The sequence below is a fragment of the Micromonospora sp. II genome (assembly GCF_001709195.1).
Lineage (GTDB): Bacteria > Actinomycetota > Actinomycetes > Mycobacteriales > Micromonosporaceae > Micromonospora > Micromonospora chalcea.
Window position 1 is genome coordinate 31962 of record NZ_LYXF01000003.1, and the last position, 26133, is coordinate 58094.

Consider the following 26133-nt stretch of genomic DNA (forward strand, 5'->3'; position numbering starts at 1 on the left):
GTTGCCGACACCGGACAAGCGTAATAGGCAAATTTGACTACAGTGCCGCATCCCACACTGAGCGATCGTTAGGCTCCGCAGGCAGGCCGCTAAACTCCCGGCAACGACCTCCCGGGAGGAGCCTCAAGGTGCGCAAGGTTCTCATCGCCAACCGCGGCGAGATCGCCGTCCGCGTCATTCGCGCCTGTCGCGACGCCGGCCTGGCGAGCGTCGCCGTCTACGCGGACTCCGACCGGGACGCCCTGCACGCCACGCTCGCCGACGAGGCGTACGCGCTCGGCGGCGACACCGCCGCGGACAGCTACCTGCGCATCGACAAGCTGATCGACGTCGCGGCCCGCTCCGGCGCGGACGCGGTGCACCCCGGCTACGGCTTCCTCTCCGAGAACGCCGACTTCGCCCAGGCCGTCATCGACGCCGGGCTGACCTGGATCGGGCCCACCCCGCAGGCGATCCGCGACCTCGGCGACAAGGTGACCGCCCGGCACATCGCGCAGCGGGCCGGCGCGCCGCTGGTGCCCGGCACCCCGGACCCGGTGGGCAACGCGGACGAGGTGATGGCGTTCGCCGTCGACCACGGCCTGCCGGTCGCCATCAAGGCCGCCTTCGGCGGTGGCGGGCGTGGCCTCAAGGTCGCCCGCACCATGGAGGAGATCCCGCACCTGTTCGAGTCGGCCACCCGCGAGGCGGTCGCCGCGTTCGGCCGGGGCGAGTGCTTCGTCGAGCGTTACCTCGACAAGCCGCGCCACGTCGAGGCGCAGGTGCTGGCCGACCAGCACGGCAACGTGATCGTGGTGGGCACCCGGGACTGCTCGCTGCAGCGCCGGCACCAGAAGCTCGTCGAAGAGGCGCCCGCGCCGTTCCTCACCGACGCCCAGCGCGCCCAGATCCACGACAGCGCCAAGGCCATCTGCCGCGAGGCCGGCTACCACGGCGCCGGCACCGTGGAATACCTGGTCGGCGCGGACGGCACGATCTCCTTCCTGGAGGTCAACACCCGGCTCCAGGTCGAGCACCCGGTGACCGAGGAGACCGCCGGCATCGACCTGGTACGCGAGCAGTTCCGCATCGCCGACGGGGAGAAGCTGCGCTTCACCGAGGACCCGACGCCGCGCGGACACGCCATCGAGTTCCGGATCAACGGCGAGGACCCGGGCCGCAACTTCCTGCCCGCCCCGGGCACCGTCACCGCGCTGCGCCTGCCCTCCGGGCCGGGCGTGCGGGTGGACACCGGCATCTCGGCCGGCGACGTGATCGGCGGCAACTTCGACTCGCTGCTCGCCAAGGTGATCATCGTCGGCGAGACGCGCGCCGAGGCGCTGGAGCGGGCCCGCCGGGCGCTCGACGAGATGGTGGTCGACGGCATGGCCACCGCGCTGCCCTTCCACCGCCTGGTGATCCGCGACGAGGCGTTCACCGCCGAACCGTTCACCGTGCACACTCGGTGGATCGAGACCGAGTGGGACAACACCGTACCGGCGTTCACCGCCGCCGCCGGCGCCGCCGACGAGCCGGCCGAGCGCGAGACCGTCGTGGTCGAGGTGGGCGGCAAGCGGCTGGAGGTCGTCCTCCCCGCCGGGCTCGGCGCGGGTACGGCGGCAGCCGCGCCCGCCGCGAAGAAGCCGGCCCGCCGGGGCGGCGGAGGCAAGGCGGGCGCCGCGGTCAGCGGCGACACGCTCACCTCGCCGATGCAGGGCACGATCGTGAAGATCGCGGTCGCCGACGGCGACGAGGTGGCCGAGGGCGACCTGGTCGTGGTGCTGGAGGCGATGAAGATGGAGCAGCCGCTGCACGCGCACAAGGCCGGCACGGTCAGCGGGCTCGCCGCCGAGGTCGGCGCGGTGATCACGTCCGGCGCCGCGATCTGCACCATCGCCTGAGGTGTAAGGAAGGGCCCCTTCTTAACGCCTGAGGTAGTGAAGGGGCCCCTTCTTAACAGCGCGAGGCCGGGTGGTGTGAGCCACCACCGGGGGCGGGCACGGCCCGGGGCGGGAATGATGGCCGGGTGCGGTTCCTTCACGGCGCGGTCCCCGCGCACGACCTGACCTACAACGACGTCTTCATGGCGCCCAACCGGTCCGAGGTGGGCTCCCGGCTCGACGTCGACCTGGCCACCACCGACGGGACGGGTACCACCATCCCGCTCGTGGTGGCGAACATGACGGCCGTCGCGGGCCGGCGGATGGCCGAGACGGTGGYCCGGCGCGGCGCGGTGGCGGTGATCCCGCAGGACATCCCGATCGAGGTCGTCGCCGACGTGGTGGGCTGGGTCAAGCAGCGGCACCTGGTGCACGACACGGCGATCGCCCTCGGCCCGACCGACACCGTCGGCGACGCCATCCACCTGCTGCCGAAGCGGTCGCACGGCGCGGTGGTGGTGGTCGACGGGGACGGCCGGCCGATGGGCGTGGTGACCGAGGCGGACACCGTCGGGGTGGACCGCTTCGCCCAGCTCCGGCACGTGATGTCGACCGAGCTGCACACCGTGCCGGCGGACGCGGACCCGCGTACCGGATTCGACCGGCTGTCGGCGGGCCGGCGGCGGATCGCGCCGGTGGTGGACGGCGACGGCCGCCTGGTCGGGGTGCTGACCCGGCAAGGCGCGCTGCGCGCCACGCTGTACAAGCCCGCGGTGGACGACCGGGGGCGGTTGCGGATCGCCGCCGCGGTGGGCATCAACGGCGACGTCACCGGCAAGGCCGCCGCCCTGCTGGAGGCCGGGGTGGACACGCTCGTCGTGGACACCGCGCACGGGCACCAGGAGCGGATGCTCCAGGCGCTGCGGGCGGTCCGCCGGCTGGACCCGCCGGTGCCGGTGGCGGCGGGGAACGTGGTCACCGCTGATGGCGTACGTGACCTGGTCGACGCCGGTGCGGACATCGTGAAGGTGGGTGTCGGGCCGGGCGCGATGTGCACCACCCGGATGATGACCGGCGTGGGCCGTCCGCAGTTCTCCGCGGTGCTCGACTGCGCCGCGGCGGCCCGCTCGCTGGGGCGGCACGTGTGGGCCGACGGCGGCGTACGCCACCCGCGCGACGTGGCGCTGGCGCTGGCCGCGGGCGCGTCGAACGTGATGATCGGCTCCTGGTTCGCCGGCACCTACGAGTCCCCCGGCGACCTGTACACCGACGCCGACGGGCGGCGCTACAAGGAGAGCTTCGGCATGGCGTCCTCGCGTGCGGTGAGCGCCCGTACGGCCGAGGACAGCGCGTTCGACAGGGCCCGGAAGGCGATCTTCGAGGAGGGCATCTCCTCGGCCCGGATGTACCTGGACCCGAACCGGCCCGGCGTCGAGGACCTGATCGACGAGATCATCTCCGGGGTGCGCAGCGCGTTCACCTACGCGGGCGCGCGCAGCCTGGAGGAGTTCCACGAGCGGGCGCTCGTCGGTGTGCAGAGCGCCGCCGGCTACACCGAGGGGATGCCGCTGCCGACGAGCTGGTGACGTTCGGTCCCGCTCAGTCGAACAACCGCCTGATCACGGTACGGGCGGCAGCCTCCGGGTCGTCGCCCACCCGTGGCGGCAGCGCGCCGGAGAGCCAGAGCGTGGCGAAGCCGTGCACGATCGACCAGGCGGCGAGCGCGTCGGCGTCCGGCTCCCGCCCGGTGTGCCGGGCCACCCCCTCGCGCAGCACGTCGCCGGAGCGGGCGCGGGCGGCGACCAGCTCCGGGTCGTCGGCCCGGTACAGCTCGGGCCGGAACATGACGTCGAAGTGCGCCCGGTGCCGCACCGCGAACCCGACGTAGGCCACGCCCGTGTCGAGCAGGTCGTCCCCGGCCTGCCGCAACGCGTCGGCGAGCAGGTCGAAGCCCTGGGTGGCGAACGCGGTGAGCAGCCCGGCCTTGTCGCCGAAGTGGTGCGCCGGCGCGGCGTGCGAGACCCCGGCGCGCCGAGCCAGCTCACGCAGGCTCAGCGCGGCCGGTCCGGACTCGGCGATCGCCTCGGCGGCGGTGCTCAGCAGGACGCGGCGGAGGTCGCCGTGGTGGTACGAGGCCATGCAGTCACCCTAACTTGTCATTGACAAGATGGCACCATCGTCGCAATCTTGTCAGCGACAAGATGTTCGTCGGAGGGATCGACAATGGCACCCCTGATCGCACTGCTCGCCGGCACCGCGCTGGCCCGGATAGCCGGCCTGCTCGGCGTGGACGCCCTGGACGGGTGGCACCCCGCGCTGCGAGTGGGGCTGGCGCTGATGTTCGTGCTGACCGGCGTGGCCCACTTCGCGTCCCGCCGCGACGACCTCATCGCGATGGTCCCGCCGTCGCTGCCCCGGCCGGCCTTGCTGGTCACCGTCACCGGCGTACTGGAACTGGCCGGCGCGCTCGCGCTGCTGTTCCCGGCCACCGCGCGCCCGGCGGCGGCCGGGCTGGCACTGCTGATGCTCGCCATGTTCCCGGCCAACGTGTCAGCCGCACGGCGACGCCTCACGCTCGCCGGGCGCCCGGTGACGCCGCTCGGCGTCCGTACCGTGCTCCAGGTCGTCTTCGTGGCCGCGGCGCTGACGGTGACCCTCGGCGGATGACCCGCCGCGGGCCCGGCGACCCCGCCCGCCCACGCCGACCGGCGGAACCCGGCTCAGGCCCGGGACGGCTCCGCTTCGGCGGGCTGGGACTCCCCGGTCTCCCCGTGGCGAACTGTCGGCAGGCGCAGGCAGGCGACCAGACCGATCAGCAGGAAGCCGGCGCCCGCGAACGCCGCGTACCGGGTGGCGTCGGAGAACGCCGCCTTCGCCTCCTCGGCGATCGGCGCGGTACGCGGGTCCGCCTCCAGCCCGCCGATCGCCGCGCCGGCGCTCTCCTTGACCGCGCTGACCACCTGGTCCCGCTGGGCCGGGTCGAGGCCGGGCTGGTCGGCCAGGCGGTCGCCGAGCAGCCCGCCGAGGCCGGCGAAGAGCACGGTGCCGAGCACCGCGATGCCGAGCGCGGAGCCGACCTGCCGGGCGGTGCTCTGCAGGCCCGAGCCCTGGCCGCTGCGGCGTACCGGCACCTCGGACAGCGAGACGCCGGTGAGCTGGGCGGTGGCCAGGCCGACGCCGACGCCGTAGACGAACAGGAAGCCCACCGGCGCCCACCAGCTGGTGTCCGGCGCGACCACGAATCCGAGCCCGGCCACGCCGACCAGTTCGGCGGCGACACCGAGCTGGACCACCCGGGCCGCGCCCCAGCGCTGGGTCAGCGGCGCACCGATGCCGCTGGCCAGGAAGCTGCCGACGGCGAGCGGCAGCAGCGCCAGGCCGGTCCGGAAGGCGCTGTAGCCGAGCACGTTCTGGAACCACAGCGGCAGCGCGAACAGCAGGCCGAACTCGCCCAGGCTGACGATCGCGGCGGCCAGGATGCCGTTGCGGAACGAGCCGATGCCGAACAGCGACAGGTCGAGCAGTGCCGGACGGCCGGCCCGGTTGCGGCGTACCTGCTGGGTCAGGAAGAGCCCGAGCGCGGCGAGCCCGAGGAGCGCGGCCACCGGCACCGGTGAGATCGACGCGGTCCAGTCCAGCCCGAAGAGGCTGAACGGCCGTTCCCGCTCCCACCAGCCGTAGGTGCGGCCCTCGATCAGCGCGAAGACCACGCCGGTCATGCCGATCACGGAGAGCAGCGCGCCGGTGAGGTCCAGGCCGCGTTCGGCCCGGTCGTCGCGGGACTCGGCCACCAGCACGAGCGTCGCCACGATCACGGCGAGGCTGACCGGGACGTTGATGCCGAAGGCCCACCGCCAGGAGTACGTGGTGGTGAGCCAGCCGCCGAGCAGCGGCCCGAGCGCTGCCGCGCCACCGATGGTGGAGCCCCAGACGGCGAACGCGATGCCCTTCTCCCGGCCGGTGAAGTTGGCGTTGAGCAGGGAGAGCGAGGTGGGCAGCATCATCGCCCCGCCGACGCCCTGGAGCACCCGGGCGGCGATGAGCGTCTCGCCGGAGCCGGCGAGCGCGGCGAGGACGCTGGCGACCACGAACACTGTGACGCCGACGAGGAACATCCGCCGCCGTCCGGACCGGTCGGCGAAGCGGCCGGCGACCAGCAGCAACGCGGCGAAGACCAGGGTGTACGCCTCCTGCACCCACTGCGCGTCGGTGGAGGTGATGTCGAGGTCCCGGATGATCTGCGGCACCGCGACGTTCACGATGGTGGCGTCCACGATGATCATCGCTACGCCGAGGCTGATGGCCAGCAGCCCGAACCAGCGTCCGCGCCCGTCGCCGCGCATGGTGCCCTCCCTTTAGCTAGATTTTCTAGCTACCCGAAGTGCTAGCTTTATCCCATGGAGGGGGTGCCGTCAACCGGGGAGCCCGCACCGGGTCCGCCGCCGAGCAGCGAGACCTCCCGGGCGCTGCGCGAGGTGCTGCGGATCGCCGGTGACACCCGGGCCGCGCTGGCCCGCCGCCTGGGCCTCAACTCGACCGACGCCGCCGCGATCCATCACCTGATCTCCAGCCCGGAGCCACTGGGCCCGGTCGAACTGGGCAACCGGCTCGGCATCCGGTCCGCCTCGGCGACCACGCTCGTGGACCGGCTGGTGCAGGCCGGTCACGTCGCCCGGGCCCCGCACCCGCACGACCGGCGTCGGCTCAGCCTCCAGGTGACCGAGAGCGGCGTGGGTGAGGTGCTGGAGGCGCTGCGCCCGATGCTCGTCGGCGTCGACCGGGCGGTCTCCCGGCTCACCCCCGAGCAGGCCGAGGCCACCACGGCGTTCCTGCGCGAGGTCACCGAGGTGATGCGCGAGTACGTCGCCACCGCCCCGGACGAGCCTCCGCGCGCCCGCGCCGACCGCGGCTGAGGAGATTCTCAGAAATAGTTTGGGCCCTGATGGTTCGGGAGCTAATCTGACGCTCGTGAACATGGGCCCGCTCGTCCGCTTCCCCGACGCCCTGCACCACGCGCCACTCGGCCGGCTGGTCTCCATCGCCGGCCACGTCGTCGAGCAGCACTGGGGGCGTTACCTCGCCGAACACCACGGGCTCACGTCCGCCGGCATGCGGGTCCTGATGATCCTCCTCCGATCCGGCGACGTGAGCCACCGGGAAATGGCCGAGCTGTGCTTCGTCCGGCCCGCCACGCTCACCGGCATCGTGGACACCCTCGAACGCGACGGCTTCGTCACCAGGCGCCGCGCGCCCGAGGACCGCCGCACCGTCCGGCTCGCCCTCACCGACAAGGGCGGCGAGCACGCCCGCACCATCATCGACATGATCCACAGCGACCGGCCACTGACGTCCGTCGACGCCGACCCGGACAAGCGGGCGGTCATCCGCGAGTTCCTGATCGAAATCATCACCGGCATGTCCGACGGAGACCTCCGTCGGTTGAACCGGGACAGCGAGTCCGACACCGAGCCGCCAACGGGGAGCCATCCGTGTTGATCCGCCTGCTCCGCACACATCTACGCCCGTACCGACGATGGCTGGTCGCCGTGGTGGCGTTCCAGTTCGTCGGCACCATCGCCTCGCTCTACCTGCCCAGCCTCAACGCCGACATCATCGACCGCGGCGTCGCCGTCGGCGACACCGACCAGATCCTGCGTACGGGCGGCTGGATGCTGCTGGTCAGCCTGCTCCAGATCGCCTGCTCGATCGCCGCCGTCTACTTCGGGGCGAAGACCGCGATGGGCTTCGGCCGCGACGTGCGGGGCGCCATCTTCCGGCGGGTGAACAGCTTCTCCGCCCGCGAGGTGGCCCGGTTCGGCGCGCCGTCCCTGATCACCCGCAACACCAACGACGTCCAGCAGGTGCAGATGCTGGTGCTGCTGAGCTGCACCATGCTGGTCGCCGCGCCGATCATGAGCGTCGGCGGCGTGGTGATGGCGCTGCGCGAGGACGTCGGGCTCTCCTGGCTGATGCTGGTCTGCGTACCGGTGCTCGCCGTCGCGCTGGGCCTGATCATCCGCCGGATGGTGCCGGGCTTCCGGCTCATGCAGACCCGGATCGACACCGTCAACCGGGTGATGCGCGAGCAGATCACCGGCATCCGGGTGGTCCGGGCCTTCGTCCGGGAGCCGTACGAGACCGACCGGTTCCGGGCGGCGAACACCGACCTGACCGCCACCGCGCTGCGGATCGGACGGCTCCAGGCGCTGATCTTCCCGATCGTGATGCTGGTCCTGAACGTCTCCAGCGTCGCGGTGCTCTGGTTCGGCGCGGCGCGCGTCGACTCCGGCCAGATCCAGGTCGGCGCGCTGACCGCGTTCCTGCAGTACCTGATGCAGATCCTGATGGCGGTCATGATGGCCACCTTCATGCTGATGATGGTGCCCCGGGCCGCGGTCTGCGCCGAACGCATCGAGGAGGTGCTGGACACCGACTCGTCGGTGGTGCCGGCGCCCGACCCGGTCACCGAGGTCACCGGCCACGGCGAGCTGGAACTGCGCGGCGCCGGATTCCAGTACCCGGGCGCGAGCGCGCCGGTGCTGCACGACATCTCGTTCCGGGCCGAACCGGGCCGGACCACAGCGATCATCGGCTCCACCGGCGCCGGCAAGACGACGCTGCTGACCCTGATCCCCCGGCTGGTCGACCCGACCGCCGGCGCCGTCCTGGTCGACGGCGTGGACGTCCGGGAACTCGCCCCGGATGAGCTGTGGCGGCGGATCGGGCTGGTACCCCAGCGGCCGTACCTGTTCAGCGGCACCGTCGCCAGCAACCTGCGGTACGGCAACCCGGACGCCACCGACGCGGACCTGTGGGCCGCGCTGGAGATCGCCCAGGCGCGTGACTTCGTCGCCGAGATGGCGGGCGGACTGGACGCGCCGATCGCGCAGGGCGGCACGAACGTCTCCGGTGGCCAGCGGCAACGGCTGGCGATCGCCCGTGCGCTCGTACGCAAACCGGAGATCTATCTCTTCGACGACTCCTTCTCCGCGCTCGACCTCGGCACGGACGCCCGGCTGCGGGCCGCCCTCAAGCCGGTCACCGCGGACGCGGCGGTGGTAATCGTGGCCCAGCGGGTCTCCACGATCGTCGACGCCGACCAGATCATCGTGCTCGAGGACGGGGGTGTCGTCGGGATGGGACGACATGAGGAACTGCTGGAGAGCTGCCCCACGTACGCCGAGATCGTGGCGTCGCAGCAGACGGCGGAGGTGGCCGCGTGAGCGCGCCGGTACCGCAGCAGAAGAACGAACCGAAGCGGCTGCCTCCGGCCGGACGCCGGCCCGCCGGTGGACCGCCGCACATGAACATGGGCATGCCGGCCGAGAAGGCGATGAACTTCGGGCCGTCGGCGCGCCGCCTGCTGGGGCGGCTGCGGCCGTACCGGCTCCAGCTCACCGGCGTGCTCGCGCTGGCCCTGGGCAGCGTCGGGCTCAGCGTCGTCGGACCGAAGGTGCTCGGCCACGCCACCGACATCATCTTCAGCGGGGTGATCGGGCGGCAGCTCCCGCCCGGCACCACCACCGAGGCGGCGGCGGAGGCGGCCCGCGCCGAGGGCAACGGCAACTTCGCCGACATGCTGGCCCGGATGGACGTCATCCCCGGCGCCGGCATCGACTTCGACGCGCTGGGCCGGGTGCTGGCGTTCGCGGTGGTGCTCTACATCGGCGCGAGCATCCTGCAGTGGGCGCAGGGCTGGGTGCTCAACGGGGTGGTGCAGCGCACCGTGCTCAAGCTGCGCGCCGACGTGGAGGACAAGCTCAACCGGCTGCCGCTGCCGTACTTCGACAAGCAGCCCCGGGGTGAGCTGCTGAGCCGGGTCACGAACGACATCGACAACGTGTCGCAGACGCTGCAGCAGACGCTGAGCCAGTTGCTCACGTCGCTGCTCACAGTCGTCGGCGTACTCGGGATGATGTTCTGGATCTCGCCGTTGCTGGCGCTGGTCGCGCTGGTCGCGGTGCCGCTGTCGGTGGTGGTCACCGGCCAGATCGCGAAGCGGTCCCAGGGCAAGTTCATCGCGCAGTGGAAGCACACCGGCGAGCTGAACGGCCAGATCGAGGAGGCGTACACCGGGCACGAGCTGGTCAAGGTCTTCGGCCGGCAGAAGGAGGTCGAGGCCGCCTTCCACGCCAAGAACGAGGAGTTGTTCCGGGCCAGCTTCGGCGCGCAGTTCGTCTCCGGCATCATCATGCCGGCGATGTTCTTCATCGGGAACCTCAGCTACGTCGCGATCGCGGTGGTCGGCGGGCTGCGGGTGGCGTCGGGCTCGATGAGCCTCGGTGACGTGCAGGCGTTCATCCAGTACTCGCGGCAGTTCACCCAGCCACTCACCCAGGTCGCCTCGATGGCCAACCTGCTGCAGTCCGGCGTGGCCTCGGCCGAGCGGGTCTTCGCGGTGCTCGACGCCGACGAGCAGAGCCCCGACCCGGCCGAGCCGGCCCGGATCGCCGACCCGCACGGGCGGGTCGAGTTCGAGCACGTCTCCTTCCGGTACGACCCGGAGAAGCCGCTCATCGACGACCTGTCCCTGGTCGCCGAGCCGGGCCACACGGTCGCCATCGTCGGTCCCACCGGCGCGGGCAAGACCACGCTGGTCAACCTGGTCATGCGGTTCTACGAGCTGGACGCCGGCCGGATCACGCTGGACGGGGTGGACATCTCCACGATGCGCCGCGACGACCTGCGCGGCCGGATCGGCATGGTCCTGCAGGACACCTGGCTGTTCGGCGGCACCATCCGGGACAACATCGCCTACGGCCGCCCGGACGCCACCGAGGAGGAGATCCTCGCCGCCGCGCGGGCCACGTTCGTGGACCGGTTCGTCCGCAGCCTGCCGGACGGCTACGACACCGTGATCGACGAGGAGGGCAGCAACGTCAGCGCCGGCGAGAAGCAGCTCATCACCATCGCCCGCGCGTTCCTGGCCGAGCCGTCACTGCTGATCCTGGACGAGGCGACAAGCTCGGTGGACACCCGCACCGAAGTGCTGCTCCAGCGCGCCATGGCGGCGCTGCGCTCGGACCGGACCAGCTTCGTCATCGCGCACCGGCTCTCCACCATCCGCGACGCCGACCTGATCCTGATGATGGAGCAGGGCCGGATCGTGGAGCAGGGCACCCACGAGCAGCTCGTCGCCGCCGGTGGCGCGTACGCCCGGCTCTACCGGGCGCAGTTCACCGGCGCGGTGATCACCGACGAGGTTCCGGCGCCGGCACCGGCCGGCCCGCCGAACGGAATGCGTGCCGGCGCCGGCACGCCGGTCGGGAACTGACGTGGACCCGGCCACAGGTCCGACACCGGTCCCCGTCCGGGTGCCTCACCGGCACCCGGACGGGCCGGGGTCAGACCGGGAGCAGCGCCGCCGACCGGCTCGCGACCACCGCGCCGATCAGGCCCAGCGCCTGCGCGGCGGGCATCGGGTCGAGCACCCGGCCGTCGCGCAGACGCAGCGAGACCGACCCGTCGGCCGCCTCCCGGGGGCCGACCACCCCGGTGTACGGGATGCGCCTGCGGGCCGCGTCGCGGATGCGGGCGCCGAGCGAGCCGGCATGGTCCACCTCGGCCCGCAGCCCGGCCGCCTCGGCCCGGTGGGCCAGCCCGGCGGCCGCGTCGGCCTGCGCCGCGTCGAGCGGGAGCAGCAGCAACTGCACCGGGGCGTACCAGGCCGGGAACGCGCCCTCGTGCACCTCGATCAGGTACGCGAACAGCCGCTCCATGCTGCCGACGAGGCTGCGGTGCACCATCACCGGCCGTTTCCGGCGGCCGTCCGAGTCGGTGTACGACAGGTCGAACCGCTCCGGCTTGTCGAAGTCGAGCTGGACGGTGGAGATGGTCGACTCCCGGCCGGCCGCGTCCACGATCTGAATGTCGATCTTCGGGCCGTAGAACGCGGCCTCGCCCGGCGCCTCCACGACGTCCACCCCGTCGAGCGCCGCGCGGAGCAGGTCCTCGGCCCGCGCCCAGCTCGCGTCGTCGCCCACGTACCGCTGGCCCGGCCCGCGCAACGACAGCCGCAACCCGGCGGGGCGGACGCCGAGCGCGGCGTGCGCCTCGCCGATCAGCCGCAGGACCTCGCGGACCTCGTCCCCGACCTGGTCCAGCGCGCAGAAGGTGTGCGCGTCGTTGAGCGAGATGGCGCGCACCCGGGACAGCCCGCCGAGCACCCCGGAACGCTCCGCCCGGTACATGCCGCCCAGCTCGGCGATCCGCAGCGGCAGCTCCCGGTAGGAGCGCCCACGGGCGCGGAACACCAGCGCGTGATGCGGGCACAGCGCCGGGCGCAGCACGAACTCGTCGTCGGCGCTCAGCCGCATCGGCGGGAACATGTCGTCGGCGAAGTAGCCGAGGTGCCCGGACAGCTCGAACAGCTCCCGTTTGCCCAGCGGCGGCGAGTAGACGTGCCGGTAGCCGGCCCGCCGCTCCAGCTCCCGCACGTACTCCTCGACGGCGTGCCGGGCGGCGGCGCCGTCCGGCAGCCAGATCGGCAGCCCGGCGCCCGCGAGCGGGTCGGAGACGAACAGCTCCAGGTCCCGGCCGAGCCTGCGGTGGTCGATCATGTCGCTCTCCTTGATCGGGTACGACCCGGAGGCGAGCAGGCCCGGAACGCCGCGAGGCCCCGGAGCGGATCGCCCCGGGGCCTCGTCGACGGAAACGTCAGTGCGGCGCGCCGGGAACACCCGGCGTCGTGGTCACTACCGCGCTGCGCATGCCCCGACCGTAGACGCGCGGACGACACCGGCGCACCTGGATTTCGGAGAGAGGGTGCGGGTCGCCGACACGGGACCTGCCGGCGACCCGCGGCGGCCCGGACATCGGGAACGGGGGACCCGACGGCTCCGGTGCCGCGTCCCGCCAACGGTACGCCGCGATCCGTCGATCCGCCGCCCCGCTCCGCGGCCCCGCCCATCCGTCACTTCCGGCCGGGTCGGCTCGTTCCACACCTACGGCCCGTCGGTGTCGCTGGTCACCGCCAGGTGGGGCCGGTGGTGGTGACGCCGGACACGGCGTCACCCTCGATCCGGTCGAACGGAGAACTCCGGCGAGGTGGCGGTCGTGGCCGAGCTCATCTCTGACGTCGCGTCGCCCATGTGGGCGTACGCGCTGCTGCTGACCCTGCTGATCGCCGACGCCTTCGTCCCGGTGGTGCCGACCCAGCTCGTCATGATCACCAGTGGGGCGCTGACCGTCTACGGCGGGCTCAGCCTGCCGGTCACCATCGCTGTCGGCGCGGCCGGCGTCTTCATCGGCGACCTGACCTGCTACCTGATCGGCCGCACCACGCCGACCCGCCGGCCGGCACGGGCCACGCCACGCGGACGGGCACGCCGCGCCGTCACCCGGGTCACCCGCGGGCTGCGCGAGCCGGGGCCGCTGGTGATCCTGCTCTGCCGGTTCGTGCCCGGCGGCCGGATGGCGGCCTGCTTCTCGGCCGGCCGCAGCCGCTACCCGTACCGCCTCTTCCTGCCCTACGAGGCGGCGGCGGCGCTCGCCTGGTCCAGTTACGGCGCGCTCGTCGGCCACCTGGGCGGTACGGCGCTGACCCACTCGGCGTGGCGGCTGCTGCTGATCGGTGGGGTGGCGGCGGCCGGGTTCGCGCTGGCCGGATGGGCGATGACCTGGATCAGCAGCGCCCGGCAGACCCGCGCCGAGGCCACCGCCGACTCGACCGGCAGCTGACCCCCGAGCACCTGATCGACGTGAAGGAAGAACAGGCCATGAGCGACACGGCGGCGTGGCACGACGTCAAGGCCAGGGCTCGGCGAATCGATCCCTCATGGGATGACGCCGAGCGCGTGACCCGGCGCGGGCAGCTCAGAGAACAGATGCTGGCCTCGATCAACGGCGCGCAGTCGACGGGAGACCCGGCAGACGATGCGCCTTCACCCGACGGGACCTGACGCCGTTCTCGGGGATCCGGTAGGGGACGACCCGGGTAGCGAAGTGGGTGGTGGTCCCGGATCCGTCTGGGGCTGTTCCGGCGACAGGCTGGCCGTATGCCTGGAACGCGGAGCAGCGGCCTGTTGGCCCTCGGCGGGATCGTCCTGGCGGCGGTGCTCGCGGTGATGGGTCACGTCGGGGTGAGCGACGATCTGGATCCCTGGTCGCTGACCGTCAGCGACTTCGCCGTCTCCGATCGGGGCGGCGTCATCGACACCGCGATGGCGGTGCTCGCGGCGGCCAGCGTGGTGCTGCTGCCGGCGCTGCGCCGGGCCGGCGCGGGCCGGGTGCCGCTCGCGCTGCTCACCGCCTGGTCGGCCGGGTTGCTGGCCGCGGCGGTGGTGCCCACTAACGAGCCGGGTACGCCGATGGACACCGCCGCGTACGTGCACCGGTACGCCTCGGTGCTGTCGTTCCTGGCCCTACCCGTGGCCGCCTGGCTGCTGGCCCGCAACCCGGTCGCGGGAGCCGCGGCCTGGCTGCGCGGCCTGACCGTGGCCAGCCTGCTGCTGGCGGGCGCGATGATCTGGTCCGCCTACCCCGGCGACCGGGCCCTGCTGGGCCTGATCGAGCGCGCGCTCATCCTCACGGAGACGGCAGTCATCACCACCCTGGCCCTGCACCTCGCCCTGACCAAAGTCGTCGATCATGCAGTTGTGACCCCGCACAGACCGGGCATACCGGTCGGATCGGGGGCCGCAACTCCATGATCGACGAAAGAAGGGGGCTACTCCAGCTCGTGGAGCATGAGCTGGCGGGCGGCCTCGGTGATGGAGCCGGACAGGCTCGGGTAGATGGTGATGGTGTGGGCCAGCTCGTTGACGGTGAGGTTGTTCTCCACCGCCATCGTGATCGGCAGGATCAGCTCGCTGGCCTTCGGCGCCACCACCACGCCGCCGATCACCTGGCCGCTCGCCGGCCGGCAGAACAGCTTGACGAAGCCGTCGGCCAGGTCGTCCATCTTCGCCCGCGCGTTGCCGGACAGCGGCAGCATCACCTGGCGGGCCGGGGTCTTGCCGGCGTCCACCTCGTCCTGGGACACGCCGATCGGCTGGCCCGCTCGTCGGCCAACTGGGCGGCACGGCGCTCAACCAGTCGGCGTGGCGGCTGCTGCTGATCGGCGGCGTGGCCGCGAGCGGGTTCGCGGCGGCAGGCTGGGCGATCACCTGGACCGACGCCCGATATTCCGCCGCCGAGGCCGAGGCGCGCGTCACGGCTGACTGAGCGGCGCCGGTCCGGCTTCCGCCGTCGCGCGCGTCGGGCGCGGGGCGCCGAAAGCCGACCGTCCTGTCGCCGGCGTCGAGCCGGCATGTCACTGTGGACGTTGTGTCCGCCCTCCGCCGGCCGTCGCGCGGGACGGGCTCACCTTCGCACGATCATGACGAAACGAGGACGCTGATGGCGGAACCGCGTGAGGAGCTGGAGCGGGCGATGCGGGCCCTCGACGACCGGGTCGTAGCGGTAAGCGTCAGCCGGGTTCGAGAGGCGACGGACGGGGCGCCGTTGCCGACCCCCGAGCGGGCGACCCTGATCGCGGCGATGTCGGCGGCCGCGCTCGCGGCGGCCGGCGTCGACACCGACCGGGCGCCGCTGCCCGAGACGAAGACACTGGTCGACGGGGCCGCGACAGAGGCGGCCGAGGCCGTCTTCCAGCGGTCCCCCGCGCGGATCAGGGTCACAGGCGGAGAGGGACAGCGCGACAGCAGCCCTGGCGCGCACAGCGGGCAGGTGCTGGGGCGCGGGGCGGCCGGAGTGCCCGTCCTCGACGGCATCTTCGACTACGTGGACGGCACGACGTTGGCGGCGACCGGCGAGCCGGGAGCCCTGGCGCTGGGCGGACTCGGCATCGATCTTCGCCCGGTGCCCGACCTGTCGGCGTACCTCGTGCTCGCACCGGCCTCCCTGCTCGGTCGCATCGACATCATGTCGCCTCCGGAGAAGCACGCGGAGGCGGTGCTCGGACAGCTCGCCCGTTCGCTCGGAAAGCCGGTCCCGGAACTCACCGTCTTCACCCATTCCCTCTCCGGGAAGCCGCTGCACCAGACGCTGGTGGAGCTGCTCCGTTCCCGCGCCGGCACCGTGATCGTGCCGCCCCTCGTGACAATCGAGCCGCCATATCTGGTAAGCCTCGCAGGGCTGGCCGAGCCGCGCATCGACACGATGATCGGCAGCATCGGCCTGTCCGAGCTGGCCTTCGCGGCGCTCCTGCTCGACCTCGTCGCACCCGACCACGGCTTCGCGTTCCGAGCCGCATCGATCGACGGGCCTCGGTCCCGGCCGACCTCGGTGACGCTCGATCCGATCTTCGACTTTTCACCGGACGAGGAGCGGGAGTTCGCGCGGTACGGCTGGCATACCGACCGCCAGTACACCAACACGGACGTCGTCCGGCCGGGCGGTGGCCGAGCCGCCGTGGTCTTCGCGGTCACCGACGAACCGATGCTCGGGCTCGCCGGGCCGGATCCACGCACTCGGCGTCGCACCCAGGGGCTGCTGTTCGAACCGGGCGGGCAGGTGACCCGCCTCGAGGTGTTTTACGGCTGATCCAGCTCTCGTCCGCGCCGACCATCAGGAAGGCAGGTAGCGTGGAAAACGGCAGCGTCATCCTCTCGTCCCTCGACGACGTGCCCGCCCCACCCGTCACCGACCGCCTGCTCATCAGCGGTTGCAGCGTGGTTAGCTATCACGCCCACCGGCTGGCCTCCCCGACCCGCCTGGCGGAGGCGTTCGAACTCGGCACCCTCGCCTCGATCGACGACGACCGGTCGTACGCGAGCAAGGTCCGGCCCGGCTCCGGACTTGAGTACTCGGCGTTCGTCGACGCCGGTCCGGTGCCGGCAGCCCTGACCCGCATCGTGCACAGCAACCACGCCGCCCGGCTCCAGCAGTCCGTGCTGTGGCTCGGCGAGGAGTACGTTGTATCGGCGATCCCGTTCTTCCTCTCGGTACGCCGACCGGACCGCGCGGGCATCGAACTGACTGCCCCGTTGACCGTGGACGGCCTGCTGCGGTTCCTCGGTCTCCTCGCCGAGCCGGCCATAGCGCGTTCTGTCGGAGAGCAGGCCGCCGCAGCCCTGGCGCGCAGGCTGGGCCTGCGGGTGGACGAGATCGAGCGGACCTGGCCCGTCACCGGATCGTTCGGCATCCAGATTTGGAACCTCGACGGAACGACAGGGCGGGACACCGCGAAGCTGTACGAGGGAAGCAAGGAGTCCGCGGAGTACTCGTGGGAGATCTCGGCGATCCTCTCCTACAGTTCGGACCACTTCAAGGAAGACGGGCTGTGGCGGCGACGGAGCCGGCAGCAGATCTACAGCACGGTGCGGTCGGGGTCCGGCTTCTTTGACGACCACATGGTCTTCGTCAACGCCGACTGCTGTCTGGAGATGGCCCACCTTCCCGCCTGGCTCCGGGACCGGTCCGACTTCCGCCTGACCAACTACGGATACGACTCCTCATCGATCTTCGTTTGGTCCATCAGCATGCTGCGCACCGCGATCGCCGAGGATCTCAGCCAGCGATACCGGGAAGCGGTGGTGGACCTGATCGCCCGTCGTCAGATCACCGTGGTCGAGCAGGCGGAGATGACGCGCCTCCACGTGCGGCACTCTCGGCTGCTCGACCGGATCGTCACCTTCCGCGATCAATTCGTCGAGGCTCGCAACCGGGCGCTGGACGAGCAGATCACGACCTACCGTTCGGGCAGTCGCGCCACGAGTGCACTGCTGCGCCACATTGACCGGTATAGCGCGTTGGCGATGAGCCTGTACCGCGTACACGAGGAGACCGAACGCTCCCGAAGGGACGCCCTAATCGCGATGCTCGCGGTGGTCCTCGCCGTCGTGCAGGTGCCCGGTTTCGTGGAGCAAATCGCGGACTGGGCCGACGCCGGGACATGGGTACGACTCGGCATCTCGGCCACCCTCATCGTGCTACCTCTGGTCCTGCTCTGGCGGGTGCTCCGACGGACGGCGAGCGGTTGAACCCCCGGCAGGGCTTGGCGCCCGTCGCCTGGCAGGAACTCGGCAGGCGCACCGTCTACGAGCGGTTCGGTCGTGCGGTGGTCGAGGTCGACTTCCGCCTGCCCTCCGGGCGGGAGGACACCTTCACGCTCCGAGCCGAGCGCGACAACGTCGGCGTGCTGGCACTGACCCCGGCGCAGGAGGTGATCCTGACGCGCCAGTTCCGTCCCGGTCCCGGACGGTTCGTGTACGAACTGGCCGGTGGCTACCTAAAGGACGGAGAGAGCCCTGCCGTCGCCGCCGAGCGGGAACTGTTGGAGGAGACCGGCTTCGCGGGGGTGATGGAGATCGTCGGCCAATGCTACGGCGATTCGTACGCCACAGCCAGGAAATACTGTGGAGTGGCCCGCGACTGCATCGTGGCTCGGGCGCCACGTCCAGACCCGGAGGAATTCATCGAGGTGCTGGTGGTCAGCCCGACGGCCTTCCGGCGCCTGCTCCGGACCGGTGACTTCGTGGATGTGGACATTGGCTACCTGGGGCTCGACGCACTTGCCATGTTATAGCGTTTCAGCAGGTTAGCACCTCACCGGTGGTGTCAGGAGGACCTATGCCGCCCAGGCACACGCCACTGCGGGGGCGATCGATCGGCGTCATGTTCGACCGCTCGCACCGACCCACCGCGCTGCCCGAGTTCGTCCGTGCCCTCGACAGGATGCCGGTCGACGACTGCTGGATCGTCGAGGACATCGGATGGGCGGGTTCGGTGGCCCTCACCGCGACCGCGCTAGCCAACAGCTCCCGGCTGCGGATCGGCATGGGCGTCTGCCCGGTGCCCCTGCGCAACCCGGTACTCCACGCCATGGAACTCGCCGCGCTGGCCGAGTTGCACCCGGGACGGTTGATCGCCGGGCTCGGGCACGGCTCACCGGCCCGGCTGCGACGGGTCGCGCCCCGTGGCGGATCGCAGCTTGCCCTCCTCGAAGCGACGCTCGCGGCCGTCCGTCGTCTGCTCGCGGGGGACCGGGTCACGCTCCGACGCGAGTCCGTCCACCTCGACGACGCGCGGTTGGAACACGTGCCTCCGGTACCGCCCGCGCTGTACGTCGGCGCCGTGGGACCCCGGACGCTCGCGCTCTCCGGCCGCATCGCGGACGGCACGGTCCTGGCCGAGGGATGCACACCGGACGTCCTCGGACGCGATCTCGCGTACCTCAGGGCGGGCGGCGCCGGGCCCCACGAGGTCGTGGTCTACCAGCACCTGCTGATCCATTCCGACAAGCGACATGTCGAGAAGGTGGGCGGACCCGTCATCGCCAAGTTCGCCGAGCTGCACCGGGTCGCGCCCGATCCCGCCATGATCGCGGCGGGCGATCCGGGAACGGCGGCGAAGCGCGTCACCTCGCTCTGGGATGCGGGCGCCGACACGGTGGTGCTCCGTCCGATCGGCGCCGATCCCCTGACCCAGGTGCGCCGCGTGCTCGAAGCGCTCGGTCGCTAGGCGCTCGCGCCGGCAACCGGCCTCAGCACCCGTTCCACCACCGTCTCGATCTCGACGTCAGTCAGGTCGGCCGACGTCGGCAGCCAGGCGGCCGATGCGGAGGCCCCGACCGCGACCGGACAGGGCCGGGGCGTTCGACCTGAGTACAGATCCAGGCTCGGCAGGGCCGGCCAGATGGCGCGGACGTCGATCCCGGCGTCGCGGCCCAACCGGATCATGCGGTTCCGGGTCTCCGGTGCCGTCACCACAGTGTGGAGCCAGCAGGACGGCGTCACGCCCCGGCGCGTCGGACGACTACCGAGCCCGAGTTCTCTCGCCTGGTCGACGTACCGGTCACCGATCCGACGTCGCGCGTCGACCAGTTCGTCCCACCGTTGCGCCTGCGCCAGCCCGAGCGCGGCCGTCAGGTTCGTCATCCGGCCATTGCGGCCGACGAGGTGGTGGACGTACGGCCGGTCCGGGCTCATCGCGTGGTTCGCGAGCAGTCGTATCCGGGCGGCCAGGTCTCCGTCGTCGGTCGCCACGCATCCGCCCTCGCCTGACGTGACCGCCTTGTTGGCGTGGAAGCTGAAGACGGACACCCGGCCGAAGCTGCCGGCCGGCGAGGCGCCGACCGCGGCGCCGTGAGACTGGGCGGCATCCTCGATCACGGGAATGCCTAGCCTGGCGAGTGCCCGATGGTCACAGGGATGGCCGAGGGTGTTCACGGCGATCATGGCACGGGTGCGGGACGTGACGAGGTCCCCAGCCCTCACCGGATCGATGGTCCAGTCGACCGGGGACACGTCGCACAGGACTGGAACCGCGCCGACCGTCAGCACCGCGGCTGCGGGGGCGACGAAGGTGAGGGCCGGGACGATGACCTCGTTGCCCGGCCCGATCCCAAGGGCGGCCAGCGTCAACTCCAGGGCGGTGGTGCCGCTGGACACTGCCACGACGTGCGAGCGTCGGACCCGTTCAGCGATGGCAGCCTCGAACCGCTCCAGGTAGGGACCGGTCCCGGAGATCCACCCGGAGGCCAGAGCGTCCTCGACGTACCTGCGTTCCAGGGGACCCAGGGCGGGGCGCGAGAGCGGGATCCTCGGTGTCATCTTCCGGCCTCCGTCGAGCAGTGGCCGCTGCGGGGACCGGGCACGACCGGCTCCTGAGCGGCGGCCAGCACGTCCGCGAGCGTGCGGGACAGCGGGGTCTCCCAGCGCCACCCGATTTCCCTGCCGGTCCGGGTGGGGTCACCCACCAGCCGCCGGGTGTCGGATCGCCGGTCGAGCGCCGGTTCCACCCGTACGTCCAGCCGGGCGCCGGCCAGTTCGCACAAGCGACGCGCCACGTCGCCGATCCTTGTGCCGACCCCGGTGCAGACGTTGTACACGCGATCTGGGCGGCCGCCTTCCATGATCGCGGCCAGTGCCCGGACGGCGTCCCGCACGTCGACGAAGTCCCGTTCGGATTCCACGTTACCCACATTGATCTGCGGAAGATTCGCCGACTGGGCGTGCAGGATGCGCCGGCAGAGGGCCGGCACCACGTAGGTGGCCGCCTGACCCGGCCCGATCACGTTGGTGGCACGGGCGAACATCACGTGCGTGCCGAAGGCGGAGAAGTACTGCCGACCGGCGGCCTCCGCCGCGGCCTTGCTGCTGCCGTAGGGCGAGAACGGCGCTACCGGTTGCTCCTCGGTGATCGGGTCGGCCACGTCGCCGCCGTCATGGACGCTCGCGGTGCTCATCAGCAGCACCCGGGCGCCCGGAGCGGCGGTCCGCACGGCATCGAGCACGGAGACGGTGCCGAGGACGTTGACCGACCAGGCGTCGAAGGGGCGCGTCCACGACTCGCTCACGCTGGCCAGGGCGGCGAGATGGTAGACGGCATCCGGGCTGGCGCCGGCGACGACGTCGCGCATCCCGTCGTGGTCCCGGATGTCACAGTCGGCTAGGTCCACGGCGATGACCGTCGCGCCGGACCGGGTCAGGTGCCGTCGCAGGTGGGTGCCGATGAATCCGGCAGCCCCGGTGATCAGGACCCGCATCCGACACGCTCCGCCGCTCGCCCTGGCCGCATCCTACGGACATCGACGGCACGCAGCCACCGGCGAATTCGAAGCCGGCCGCCGCTCGCCGGGTCACTCCAGCTCGTGGAGCATGAGCTGGCGGGCGGCCTCGGTGATGGAACCGGACAGGCTCGGGTAGATGGTGATGGTGTGGGCCAGCTCGTTGACGGTGAGGTTGTTCTCCACCGCCATCGTGATCGGCAGGATCAGCTCGCTGGCCTTCGGCGCCACCACCACGCCGCCGATCACCTGGCCGCTCGCCGGCCGGCAGAACAGCTTGACGAAGCCGTCGGCCAGGTCGTCCATCTTCGCCCGCGCGTTGCCGGACAGCGGCAGCATCACCTGGCGGGCCGGGGTCTTGCCGGCGTCCACCTCGTCCTGGGAGACGCCGACGGTGGCCAGCTCCGGGTCGGTGAAGACGTTCGCCGCGACGGTACGCAGCCGCAGCGGCCGGACCGCCTCGCCCAGCGCGTGCCACATGGCGATCCGGCCCTGCATGGCCGCGACGCTCGCGAGCGGCAGCACGCCGGTGCAGTCGCCGGCCGCGTAGATGCCCGGCACGTTGGTACGGGACACCCGGTCGACAGTCACGTAACCGCCCCGGGCCAGCTCCACGCCGTACTCGGCCAGGCCCAGGTCGGCGGTGTTCGGGATCGAGCCGACGGCGATCAGCGCGTGCGAGCCGGTGACCTGGCGGCCGTCGGAGAGCATCACCTCCACCCCGTCGCCGACGCGGCGGACCGCCTCGGCGCGGGAGTTGTTCAGGATGCTCATGCCCCGGTTGCGGAACACCCGCTCGATCGCCATCGCGGCGTCGGCGTCCTCGTGCGGCATGACCCGGTCCCGGCTGGAGACCAGCGTGACCTTGACGCCCATGGCCAGGTACGCGCTGGCGAACTCGGCGCCGGTCACGCCGGAGCCGACCACGATCAGGTGCTCGGGCAGGTCGGGCAGGTCGTACACCTGACGCCAGGTCAGGATGCGCTCGCCGTCCGGTACGGCGGTGGGCAACTGGCGCGGGGTCGCGCCGGTCGCGACGAGCACCGTCGACGCGGCGATGGAGTACTCCTCGCCGCCGCCGGCCGGGGTGACGATCACGCGGTGGGTGTGGCCGAGCGTGTCCTCGCCCAGCCGGGCGGTGCCGGCCACGAACTCGACGCCGGCCTTGACCAGCTTGGTGTGGATGTCGGCGGACTGCGCCAGCGCGAGCCGCTTGACCCGCTCGTGCACCGCCCGGGCGTCGACGGTGACCGCCTCCAGGCCGTCGGAGTGCACGCCGAACTCCTCGGTGTCCCGGTAGCCGGTGACCACCTCGGAGCTGGCGATGAACGTCTTGGAGGGCACGCAGTCGGAGAGCACGCAGGCGCCGCCGGCCCCCTCCGCCTCGACCACTGTGACCTCGGCGTCCAACTGCGCGGCGACCAGGGCCGCCTCGTACCCGGCCGGCCCGCCGCCGATGATCACGATCTGGCTCACAGCATTAGCCCCTCGTCTGTGCTCACAGTGACTTTCTTCTCCCCGTCGGGTTCGACACGCACTGTCGTATTCTCCCCCACCCGCCAGCCGGGCTATCGTCGTCGCCGTGCGTCTCTACGCTGCTTACGGCTCAAACCTGGACCCGGCCCGCATGCGCGCCTACTGCCCGCATTCGCCGATGGTGGGTACCGGCTGGCTGGAGGGGTGGCGGCTCACCTTCGCCGGCGAGGACGTCATCGGATGGGAGGGCTCGGTCAGCACCGTTGTCGAGTCCCCGGGTGACCGGGTCTTCGTGGCGCTCTACGACATCCACCCGTACGACGCCGCGCAGCTCGACGAGATCGAGGGCGTGACCGCCGAGACGTACCGCAGGCTGACCGTGCGCGTGTCGACGCTCGACGGCGACGTGACCGCGTGGGTCTACGTGTTCGACGGTTACGAGGGCGGTCTGCCCACCGCGTGGTACCTGTCGGAGCTGGCGAACGCCGCGGAGAAGGCGGGCGCGCCGGACGACTACGTCACCGAGCTGCGGTCCCGCCCCACCGGCACCGCGTCCGCGTAGCGCGTCTCCCACACCCACAGTGTGCGCCGTGCGGCCGCACCCGCGCTCGGCGACCCCGGTACGAGGGGTGCCGGGTCACACCCGCGAGGCGGGCACGCTCCGCTCGTACATGTCGACCCAGCGCTCCTCCACCAGCCCGACGGAGCGGTAGAGCGTGACCGGTGCGGTCGGGTTGGCCAGGTCGACGCCGAGCCCGGCCCCTTCGCGGCCCTTCGCCGCGTAGACCGCGAAGGCCCGGCGCAGCAGCGCCGCACCCACCCCGCGCCGCCGGTACGCGGGCAGCACCGACAGCGTCCGCACCCACCCCCGGTCCTGGTCGAGCGCCTGGTCGGAGGACTGGAGCGCGCCGGCCGGCTCGCCGTCGACCTCGGCCAGGAACCACTCGTCCCAGACCTTCCCGTACGAGGGCAGCAGGTCCCGCCACTGCTCGAAGTCGAGCGGGTCGTGGTCGGGCGTGTCCCGGAACGCGGTGTCGTAGATCCGGTGGAACAGCCGCAGGTCGTTCTCGTCGTCGGCGCGCAGCGGCCGCACCGTCACCCCGGGCGGGGGCGCCGGCTCGGCGGGCAGGTCGGCCAGCGAGCGGCTCATCCGGATGTAGCGCTTGATCCGGGTGAACCCGGCCTCGGCCAGCTCACCGGCCCAGCGGGTCTCCGGCGCGTACACGCCGGCGCGGGCGGTGAGCGCGGGCAGGCCGCGCTCGGCGGCACGTTCGGCGACCCGCTCCAGCAGCCGCGCCAGCAGCGGCGCACGCAGGTCGGCGCCACGGTCGGGGTCGACCAGGACGTCCACCCATTCCCGGCCGACACCGCTGGGGTTGGCCAGGATCGACCAGGCCACCGCCGTACCGTCCGGGTCGGTGACCAGCCAGGAGTCCCGCGCCGGGTCGACGAACGGCGCGATCAGCGCGGACCGCACATCCTCGGCGTCGAAGTCGGGGTAGCCCACGGCGAACGTGTCGGAGGCGTGCACCACAGCCAGGATCGCGGGCACGTCGTCGAGGGTCGGGCGGCGGGCCGACCAGCCGGCGGGGAGCGTCACGGGCCAGATCCTGGCAGCCGGACCGGCGGGGCCGCCTCCCATTTATCCACGCCGGGCGCGCTTCCGCGCGGCGCCGAGCAGACCCAGCAGCTCCGCCCCCTCGGCGGTGCTGAGCGCGCGGAACGCCGCCGACGCCAGCCGGTCGGTCACCGCCTCGGCCCACAGTCGGCGTCGCACCAGCGGCCCGACCGGCGGGTACGGGGGCGCCCAGCCGCACGCCGCCGCGCCCGCCTCGCCCTCCGGCCCGGCCAGCACCGCCTCCAGCGGGGTCAGCCCGGCCGCGCGTACCGCCAGCAGGTACGCCCCGGCGAAGTGCTCGCGCAGCAGCAGCATGCCGACCGCCGCCCGGGCGCCCGGCGACGGATCGGGCACCGGCATGGCCCGCCAGGCGGCGAACAGCGGCATGCCGCTGCCGTCCGCCGCCTCGACCGCCCGGCCCAGCAGCGCGGCGAGCCGGGACGACTCGGCGCCGTCACCGAGCCGGGCGGTGCCCCACCGGCAGCACTCGGCCAGGTTGGCGGCGGCCACCTCCAGCGGCGGGACGGTGCGCGCGGCGGCGTCCCAGCCGTCGGTAACCGCCTCGGGGGCGATGAAGCCCAGCGCCGCGGCGACGGTCTCGGCGCGGACGTCACCGAGCGCACCGGCCCGTCCGGTGATGTAGAAGGCCCACCCGGAGATGCCCAGCAGCCGCGCCCGGCGCAGCGTGGACGGGCAGCGCGCGAACGCCTCCCCGAGTTCGAGCACCAGCGGTTTGCAGGCGGCGGCGAGCTGTTCCGGAGTCATCGGCCGCCCGTCACTCCACCGTAGCCATTCATCACGCTCAGTCTGCCCGGTCGTCACCGGTGTCGGCATCCCCCTCTTCGGCGTCGAGCGCCTCCAACACGGCCTCCACCTCACCGGCCCGGCGCCGGGCCGCGGTGACCGCCCGTTCCGCGCCCCGCCGGGCCAGCCGGGCCCGGCTCAGCTCCTGCTCGGCCACGGCCCGGCGACGCTCCAGCTCGGCCAGTTCGGTCTCGATCCGGTCCAGCGTCGCGGCGCCGTCCCGCTCGGCCGCATCGGCCGCCGCCAGCTCCTTCTCGGCCCGGTCCAGGTCCGTCCGGGCCCGGGTCAGCTCCCGGGTCGCGGTCCGCCGCCGCCCGGCCCGTTCGGCCCGCGCCGCCCGCTCGTCGCGGGCCCGGCGCGCGTCGGCCCGCTCGGCCGCCCGATCCGGTACGACAGGCGCCTCCTCGCCCCCTGTCACGAGCCGCAGCTGGGGGCGGGGCACCTCGCCGAACCCGGCGTAGTGGCTGGCCCGCAGCAGGCATCCGGCGCGTACCTGTTCGGCCACCTCGGTGTCCGACAGCGCGGCGTTGAGTGTCGCCTCCACCTCGCCCAGCGGCAGCCGCCCGGCCGGTGGCGCGGCGGGTTCGGTGGCGGCGAGACGGCGTACCTCCGCCACCAGCGCGCCCACGACGGCGCGCCGCTGCGCGGACAGTTCCCGCAGCGTGCCGCCGCGCAGGTCGCGCTGCGCGGCGCGTAGCGACTCGGCCAGCTGGCTCAGGTCGGCGACCAGCTCGGGCCGGCGGATGGCGAGCAGGTTGACGAGCCAGGCCGCCACCGTGGGCCGGCGCAGCTTGGCGATCTCGCGGGCGGTACGCGGGTCGCCGGACTGCCGCGCCTGCGCGACGGCGGCGTCCCGGGCCGCGACGAACCGGTCCGGCGGCGTGGCGTAGAGCTGCCGGATCACCTCCGCGGGCACCTCGGCCATG

Annotated in this window: 24 protein-coding genes and 1 pseudogene; 15 read left to right on the forward strand and 10 right to left on the reverse strand. The window is 72.4% G+C overall.

Annotated elements, in window-relative coordinates; genetic code table 11:
• Positions 1–128: 128 nt before the first annotated feature.
• Positions 129–1880, forward strand: coding sequence for a biotin carboxylase N-terminal domain-containing protein (locus A8711_RS00195; RefSeq protein WP_069087149.1), 1752 nt, complete (start codon positions 129–131; stop codon positions 1878–1880).
• A gap of 125 nt (positions 1881–2005) precedes the next feature.
• Positions 2006–3445 (forward strand): GuaB1 family IMP dehydrogenase-related protein, encoded by a 1440-nt coding sequence (locus A8711_RS00200; protein WP_069087150.1) that lies wholly within the window; start codon positions 2006–2008, stop codon positions 3443–3445.
• A gap of 13 nt (positions 3446–3458) precedes the next feature.
• On the opposite strand, the gene A8711_RS00205 is transcribed toward A8711_RS00200, so the two are convergent.
• Positions 3459–3998, reverse strand: a complete 540-nt coding sequence (locus A8711_RS00205) for a TetR/AcrR family transcriptional regulator (RefSeq protein ID WP_064447645.1) — start codon at positions 3996–3998, stop codon at positions 3459–3461.
• An 84-nt stretch (positions 3999–4082) separates the two neighbouring features.
• Here A8711_RS00205 and A8711_RS00210 point away from each other — a divergent pair, with 84 nt between their 5' ends.
• The gene (locus A8711_RS00210) at positions 4083–4526 is read left to right on the forward strand and encodes a DoxX family membrane protein (protein WP_069087151.1); all 444 of its coding nucleotides are present in this window, start codon (positions 4083–4085) and stop codon (positions 4524–4526) included.
• A gap of 53 nt (positions 4527–4579) precedes the next feature.
• Here A8711_RS00210 and A8711_RS00215 read toward each other — a convergent pair whose 3' ends face one another.
• Positions 4580–6202 carry an MFS transporter gene (locus A8711_RS00215; RefSeq protein ID WP_043326702.1) on the reverse strand — a complete coding sequence of 541 codons (1623 nt, stop codon included), beginning with the start codon at positions 6200–6202 and terminating at the stop codon, positions 4580–4582.
• 54 nt (positions 6203–6256) lie between these two features.
• Between A8711_RS00215 and A8711_RS00220 the strand changes: the two genes are divergently transcribed.
• The 4 genes from A8711_RS00220 to A8711_RS00235 all read left to right on the forward strand — a co-directional run bounded on the left by A8711_RS00220 (position 6257) and on the right by A8711_RS00235 (position 11133).
• On the forward strand, positions 6257–6772 hold the full coding sequence (locus tag A8711_RS00220) for a MarR family winged helix-turn-helix transcriptional regulator (protein WP_064447643.1): 516 nt from the start codon (positions 6257–6259) through the stop codon (positions 6770–6772).
• Positions 6773–6833: 61 nt separating this feature from the next.
• Positions 6834–7355 (forward strand): MarR family winged helix-turn-helix transcriptional regulator, encoded by a 522-nt coding sequence (locus A8711_RS00225; RefSeq protein ID WP_043330646.1) that lies wholly within the window; start codon positions 6834–6836, stop codon positions 7353–7355.
• Entirely contained in the window at positions 7349–9082 is a 1734-nt protein-coding gene (locus A8711_RS00230) for an ABC transporter ATP-binding protein (RefSeq protein WP_064447642.1), read from the forward strand. Before A8711_RS00225 ends, A8711_RS00230 begins: the two co-directional genes overlap by 7 nt.
• Complete coding sequence (locus tag A8711_RS00235) at positions 9079–11133, forward strand: ABC transporter ATP-binding protein (protein WP_043326707.1); 2055 nt, start codon at positions 9079–9081, stop codon at positions 11131–11133. Before A8711_RS00230 ends, A8711_RS00235 begins: the two co-directional genes overlap by 4 nt.
• Before the next feature lie 70 nt (positions 11134–11203).
• Here A8711_RS00235 and thrS read toward each other — a convergent pair whose 3' ends face one another.
• Positions 11204–12418 (reverse strand): threonine--tRNA ligase, encoded by a 1215-nt coding sequence (gene thrS / locus A8711_RS00240; protein ID WP_069087152.1) that lies wholly within the window; start codon positions 12416–12418, stop codon positions 11204–11206.
• A 496-nt stretch (positions 12419–12914) separates the two neighbouring features.
• Between thrS and A8711_RS00245 the strand changes: the two genes are divergently transcribed.
• The 3 genes from A8711_RS00245 to A8711_RS00255 all read left to right on the forward strand — a co-directional run bounded on the left by A8711_RS00245 (position 12915) and on the right by A8711_RS00255 (position 14509).
• Positions 12915–13538 (forward strand): DedA family protein, encoded by a 624-nt coding sequence (locus A8711_RS00245; RefSeq protein ID WP_043330647.1) that lies wholly within the window; start codon positions 12915–12917, stop codon positions 13536–13538.
• 20 nt (positions 13539–13558) lie between these two features.
• Complete coding sequence (locus A8711_RS00250) at positions 13559–13759, forward strand: hypothetical protein (protein ID WP_051611232.1); 201 nt, start codon at positions 13559–13561, stop codon at positions 13757–13759.
• A 96-nt stretch (positions 13760–13855) separates the two neighbouring features.
• The gene (locus A8711_RS00255) at positions 13856–14509 is read left to right on the forward strand and encodes a DUF998 domain-containing protein (RefSeq protein WP_069087153.1); all 654 of its coding nucleotides are present in this window, start codon (positions 13856–13858) and stop codon (positions 14507–14509) included.
• 17 nt (positions 14510–14526) lie between these two features.
• Here A8711_RS00255 and A8711_RS00260 read toward each other — a convergent pair.
• Positions 14527–14847 (reverse strand): annotated as a pseudogene (locus A8711_RS00260) (NAD(P)H-quinone dehydrogenase); the annotation flags it as partial.
• Between the two features lie 350 nt (positions 14848–15197).
• On the opposite strand from A8711_RS00260, the gene A8711_RS00265 reads away from it, so the two are divergent.
• From A8711_RS00265 to A8711_RS00280, 4 genes are all read left to right on the forward strand, one after another.
• Entirely contained in the window at positions 15198–16343 is a 1146-nt protein-coding gene (locus A8711_RS00265) for a fructose-bisphosphatase class II (protein ID WP_069087155.1), read from the forward strand.
• Positions 16344–16384: 41 nt separating this feature from the next.
• On the forward strand, positions 16385–17782 hold the full coding sequence (locus A8711_RS00270) for a hypothetical protein (RefSeq protein ID WP_069087156.1): 1398 nt from the start codon (positions 16385–16387) through the stop codon (positions 17780–17782).
• Positions 17779–18327: an NUDIX hydrolase gene (locus tag A8711_RS00275; protein WP_199744086.1), complete on the forward strand. Its 549-nt coding sequence runs from the start codon at positions 17779–17781 to the stop codon at positions 18325–18327. The genes A8711_RS00270 and A8711_RS00275 overlap by 4 nt, the downstream gene beginning before the upstream one ends.
• Positions 18328–18416: 89 nt before the next feature.
• Positions 18417–19262, forward strand: a complete 846-nt coding sequence (locus tag A8711_RS00280; protein WP_083296900.1) for an LLM class flavin-dependent oxidoreductase — start codon at positions 18417–18419, stop codon at positions 19260–19262.
• Here the strand turns inward: A8711_RS00280 and A8711_RS00285 are convergent.
• The 3 genes from A8711_RS00285 to A8711_RS00295 form a co-directional block, all read right to left on the reverse strand.
• A complete protein-coding gene (locus tag A8711_RS00285; protein WP_069087158.1) occupies positions 19259–20353 on the reverse strand; it encodes a DegT/DnrJ/EryC1/StrS aminotransferase family protein in 1095 nt (364 codons plus the stop codon). The two genes, A8711_RS00280 and A8711_RS00285, sit on opposite strands and share 4 nt — an antisense overlap.
• A complete protein-coding gene (locus tag A8711_RS00290) occupies positions 20350–21288 on the reverse strand; it encodes a GDP-mannose 4,6-dehydratase (RefSeq protein ID WP_069087159.1) in 939 nt (312 codons plus the stop codon). The genes A8711_RS00285 and A8711_RS00290 overlap by 4 nt, the downstream gene beginning before the upstream one ends.
• A 93-nt stretch (positions 21289–21381) precedes the next feature.
• Positions 21382–22785, reverse strand: a complete 1404-nt coding sequence (locus A8711_RS00295) for an NAD(P)H-quinone dehydrogenase (protein ID WP_069087160.1) — start codon at positions 22783–22785, stop codon at positions 21382–21384.
• A gap of 106 nt (positions 22786–22891) precedes the next feature.
• Here A8711_RS00295 and A8711_RS00300 point away from each other — a divergent pair, with 106 nt between their 5' ends.
• Positions 22892–23347 (forward strand): gamma-glutamylcyclotransferase, encoded by a 456-nt coding sequence (locus A8711_RS00300; protein ID WP_030501227.1) that lies wholly within the window; start codon positions 22892–22894, stop codon positions 23345–23347.
• Positions 23348–23422: 75 nt separating this feature from the next.
• Here A8711_RS00300 and A8711_RS00305 read toward each other — a convergent pair whose 3' ends face one another.
• The 3 genes from A8711_RS00305 to A8711_RS00315 are packed head-to-tail and all read right to left on the reverse strand — an operon-like array spanning position 23423 to position 26132.
• Positions 23423–24385 (reverse strand): GNAT family N-acetyltransferase, encoded by a 963-nt coding sequence (locus A8711_RS00305; RefSeq protein ID WP_043326715.1) that lies wholly within the window; start codon positions 24383–24385, stop codon positions 23423–23425.
• Positions 24386–24427: 42 nt separating this feature from the next.
• On the reverse strand, positions 24428–25168 hold the full coding sequence (locus A8711_RS00310) for a hypothetical protein (protein ID WP_064447637.1): 741 nt from the start codon (positions 25166–25168) through the stop codon (positions 24428–24430).
• A gap of 37 nt (positions 25169–25205) precedes the next feature.
• Positions 25206–26132, reverse strand: coding sequence for a hypothetical protein (locus tag A8711_RS00315; RefSeq protein WP_069087161.1), 927 nt, complete (start codon positions 26130–26132; stop codon positions 25206–25208).
• Position 26133 lies beyond the last annotated feature (1 nt).

Coding starts and splice junctions, on each gene's coding strand:
- A8711_RS00205 (WP_064447645.1), bottom strand. CDS start 3,998: ATGGCCTCGTACCACCACGGCGACCTCCGCCGCGTCCTGCTGAGCACC.
- A8711_RS00210 (WP_069087151.1), top strand. CDS start 4,083: ATGGCACCCCTGATCGCACTGCTCGCCGGCACCGCGCTGGCCCGGATA.
- A8711_RS00215 (WP_043326702.1), bottom strand. CDS start 6,202: ATGCGCGGCGACGGGCGCGGACGCTGGTTCGGGCTGCTGGCCATCAGC.
- A8711_RS00220 (WP_064447643.1), top strand. CDS start 6,257: ATGGAGGGGGTGCCGTCAACCGGGGAGCCCGCACCGGGTCCGCCGCCG.
- A8711_RS00225 (WP_043330646.1), top strand. CDS start 6,834: ATGGGCCCGCTCGTCCGCTTCCCCGACGCCCTGCACCACGCGCCACTC.
- thrS (WP_069087152.1), bottom strand. CDS start 12,418: ATGATCGACCACCGCAGGCTCGGCCGGGACCTGGAGCTGTTCGTCTCC.
- A8711_RS00255 (WP_069087153.1), top strand. CDS start 13,856: ATGCCTGGAACGCGGAGCAGCGGCCTGTTGGCCCTCGGCGGGATCGTC.
- A8711_RS00265 (WP_069087155.1), top strand. CDS start 15,198: ATGGCGGAACCGCGTGAGGAGCTGGAGCGGGCGATGCGGGCCCTCGAC.
- A8711_RS00280 (WP_083296900.1), top strand. CDS start 18,417: ATGTTCGACCGCTCGCACCGACCCACCGCGCTGCCCGAGTTCGTCCGT.
- A8711_RS00285 (WP_069087158.1), bottom strand. CDS start 20,353: ATGACACCGAGGATCCCGCTCTCGCGCCCCGCCCTGGGTCCCCTGGAA.
- A8711_RS00290 (WP_069087159.1), bottom strand. CDS start 21,288: ATGCGGGTCCTGATCACCGGGGCTGCCGGATTCATCGGCACCCACCTG.
- A8711_RS00310 (WP_064447637.1), bottom strand. CDS start 25,168: ATGACTCCGGAACAGCTCGCCGCCGCCTGCAAACCGCTGGTGCTCGAA.
- A8711_RS00315 (WP_069087161.1), bottom strand. CDS start 26,132: ATGGCCGAGGTGCCCGCGGAGGTGATCCGGCAGCTCTACGCCACGCCG.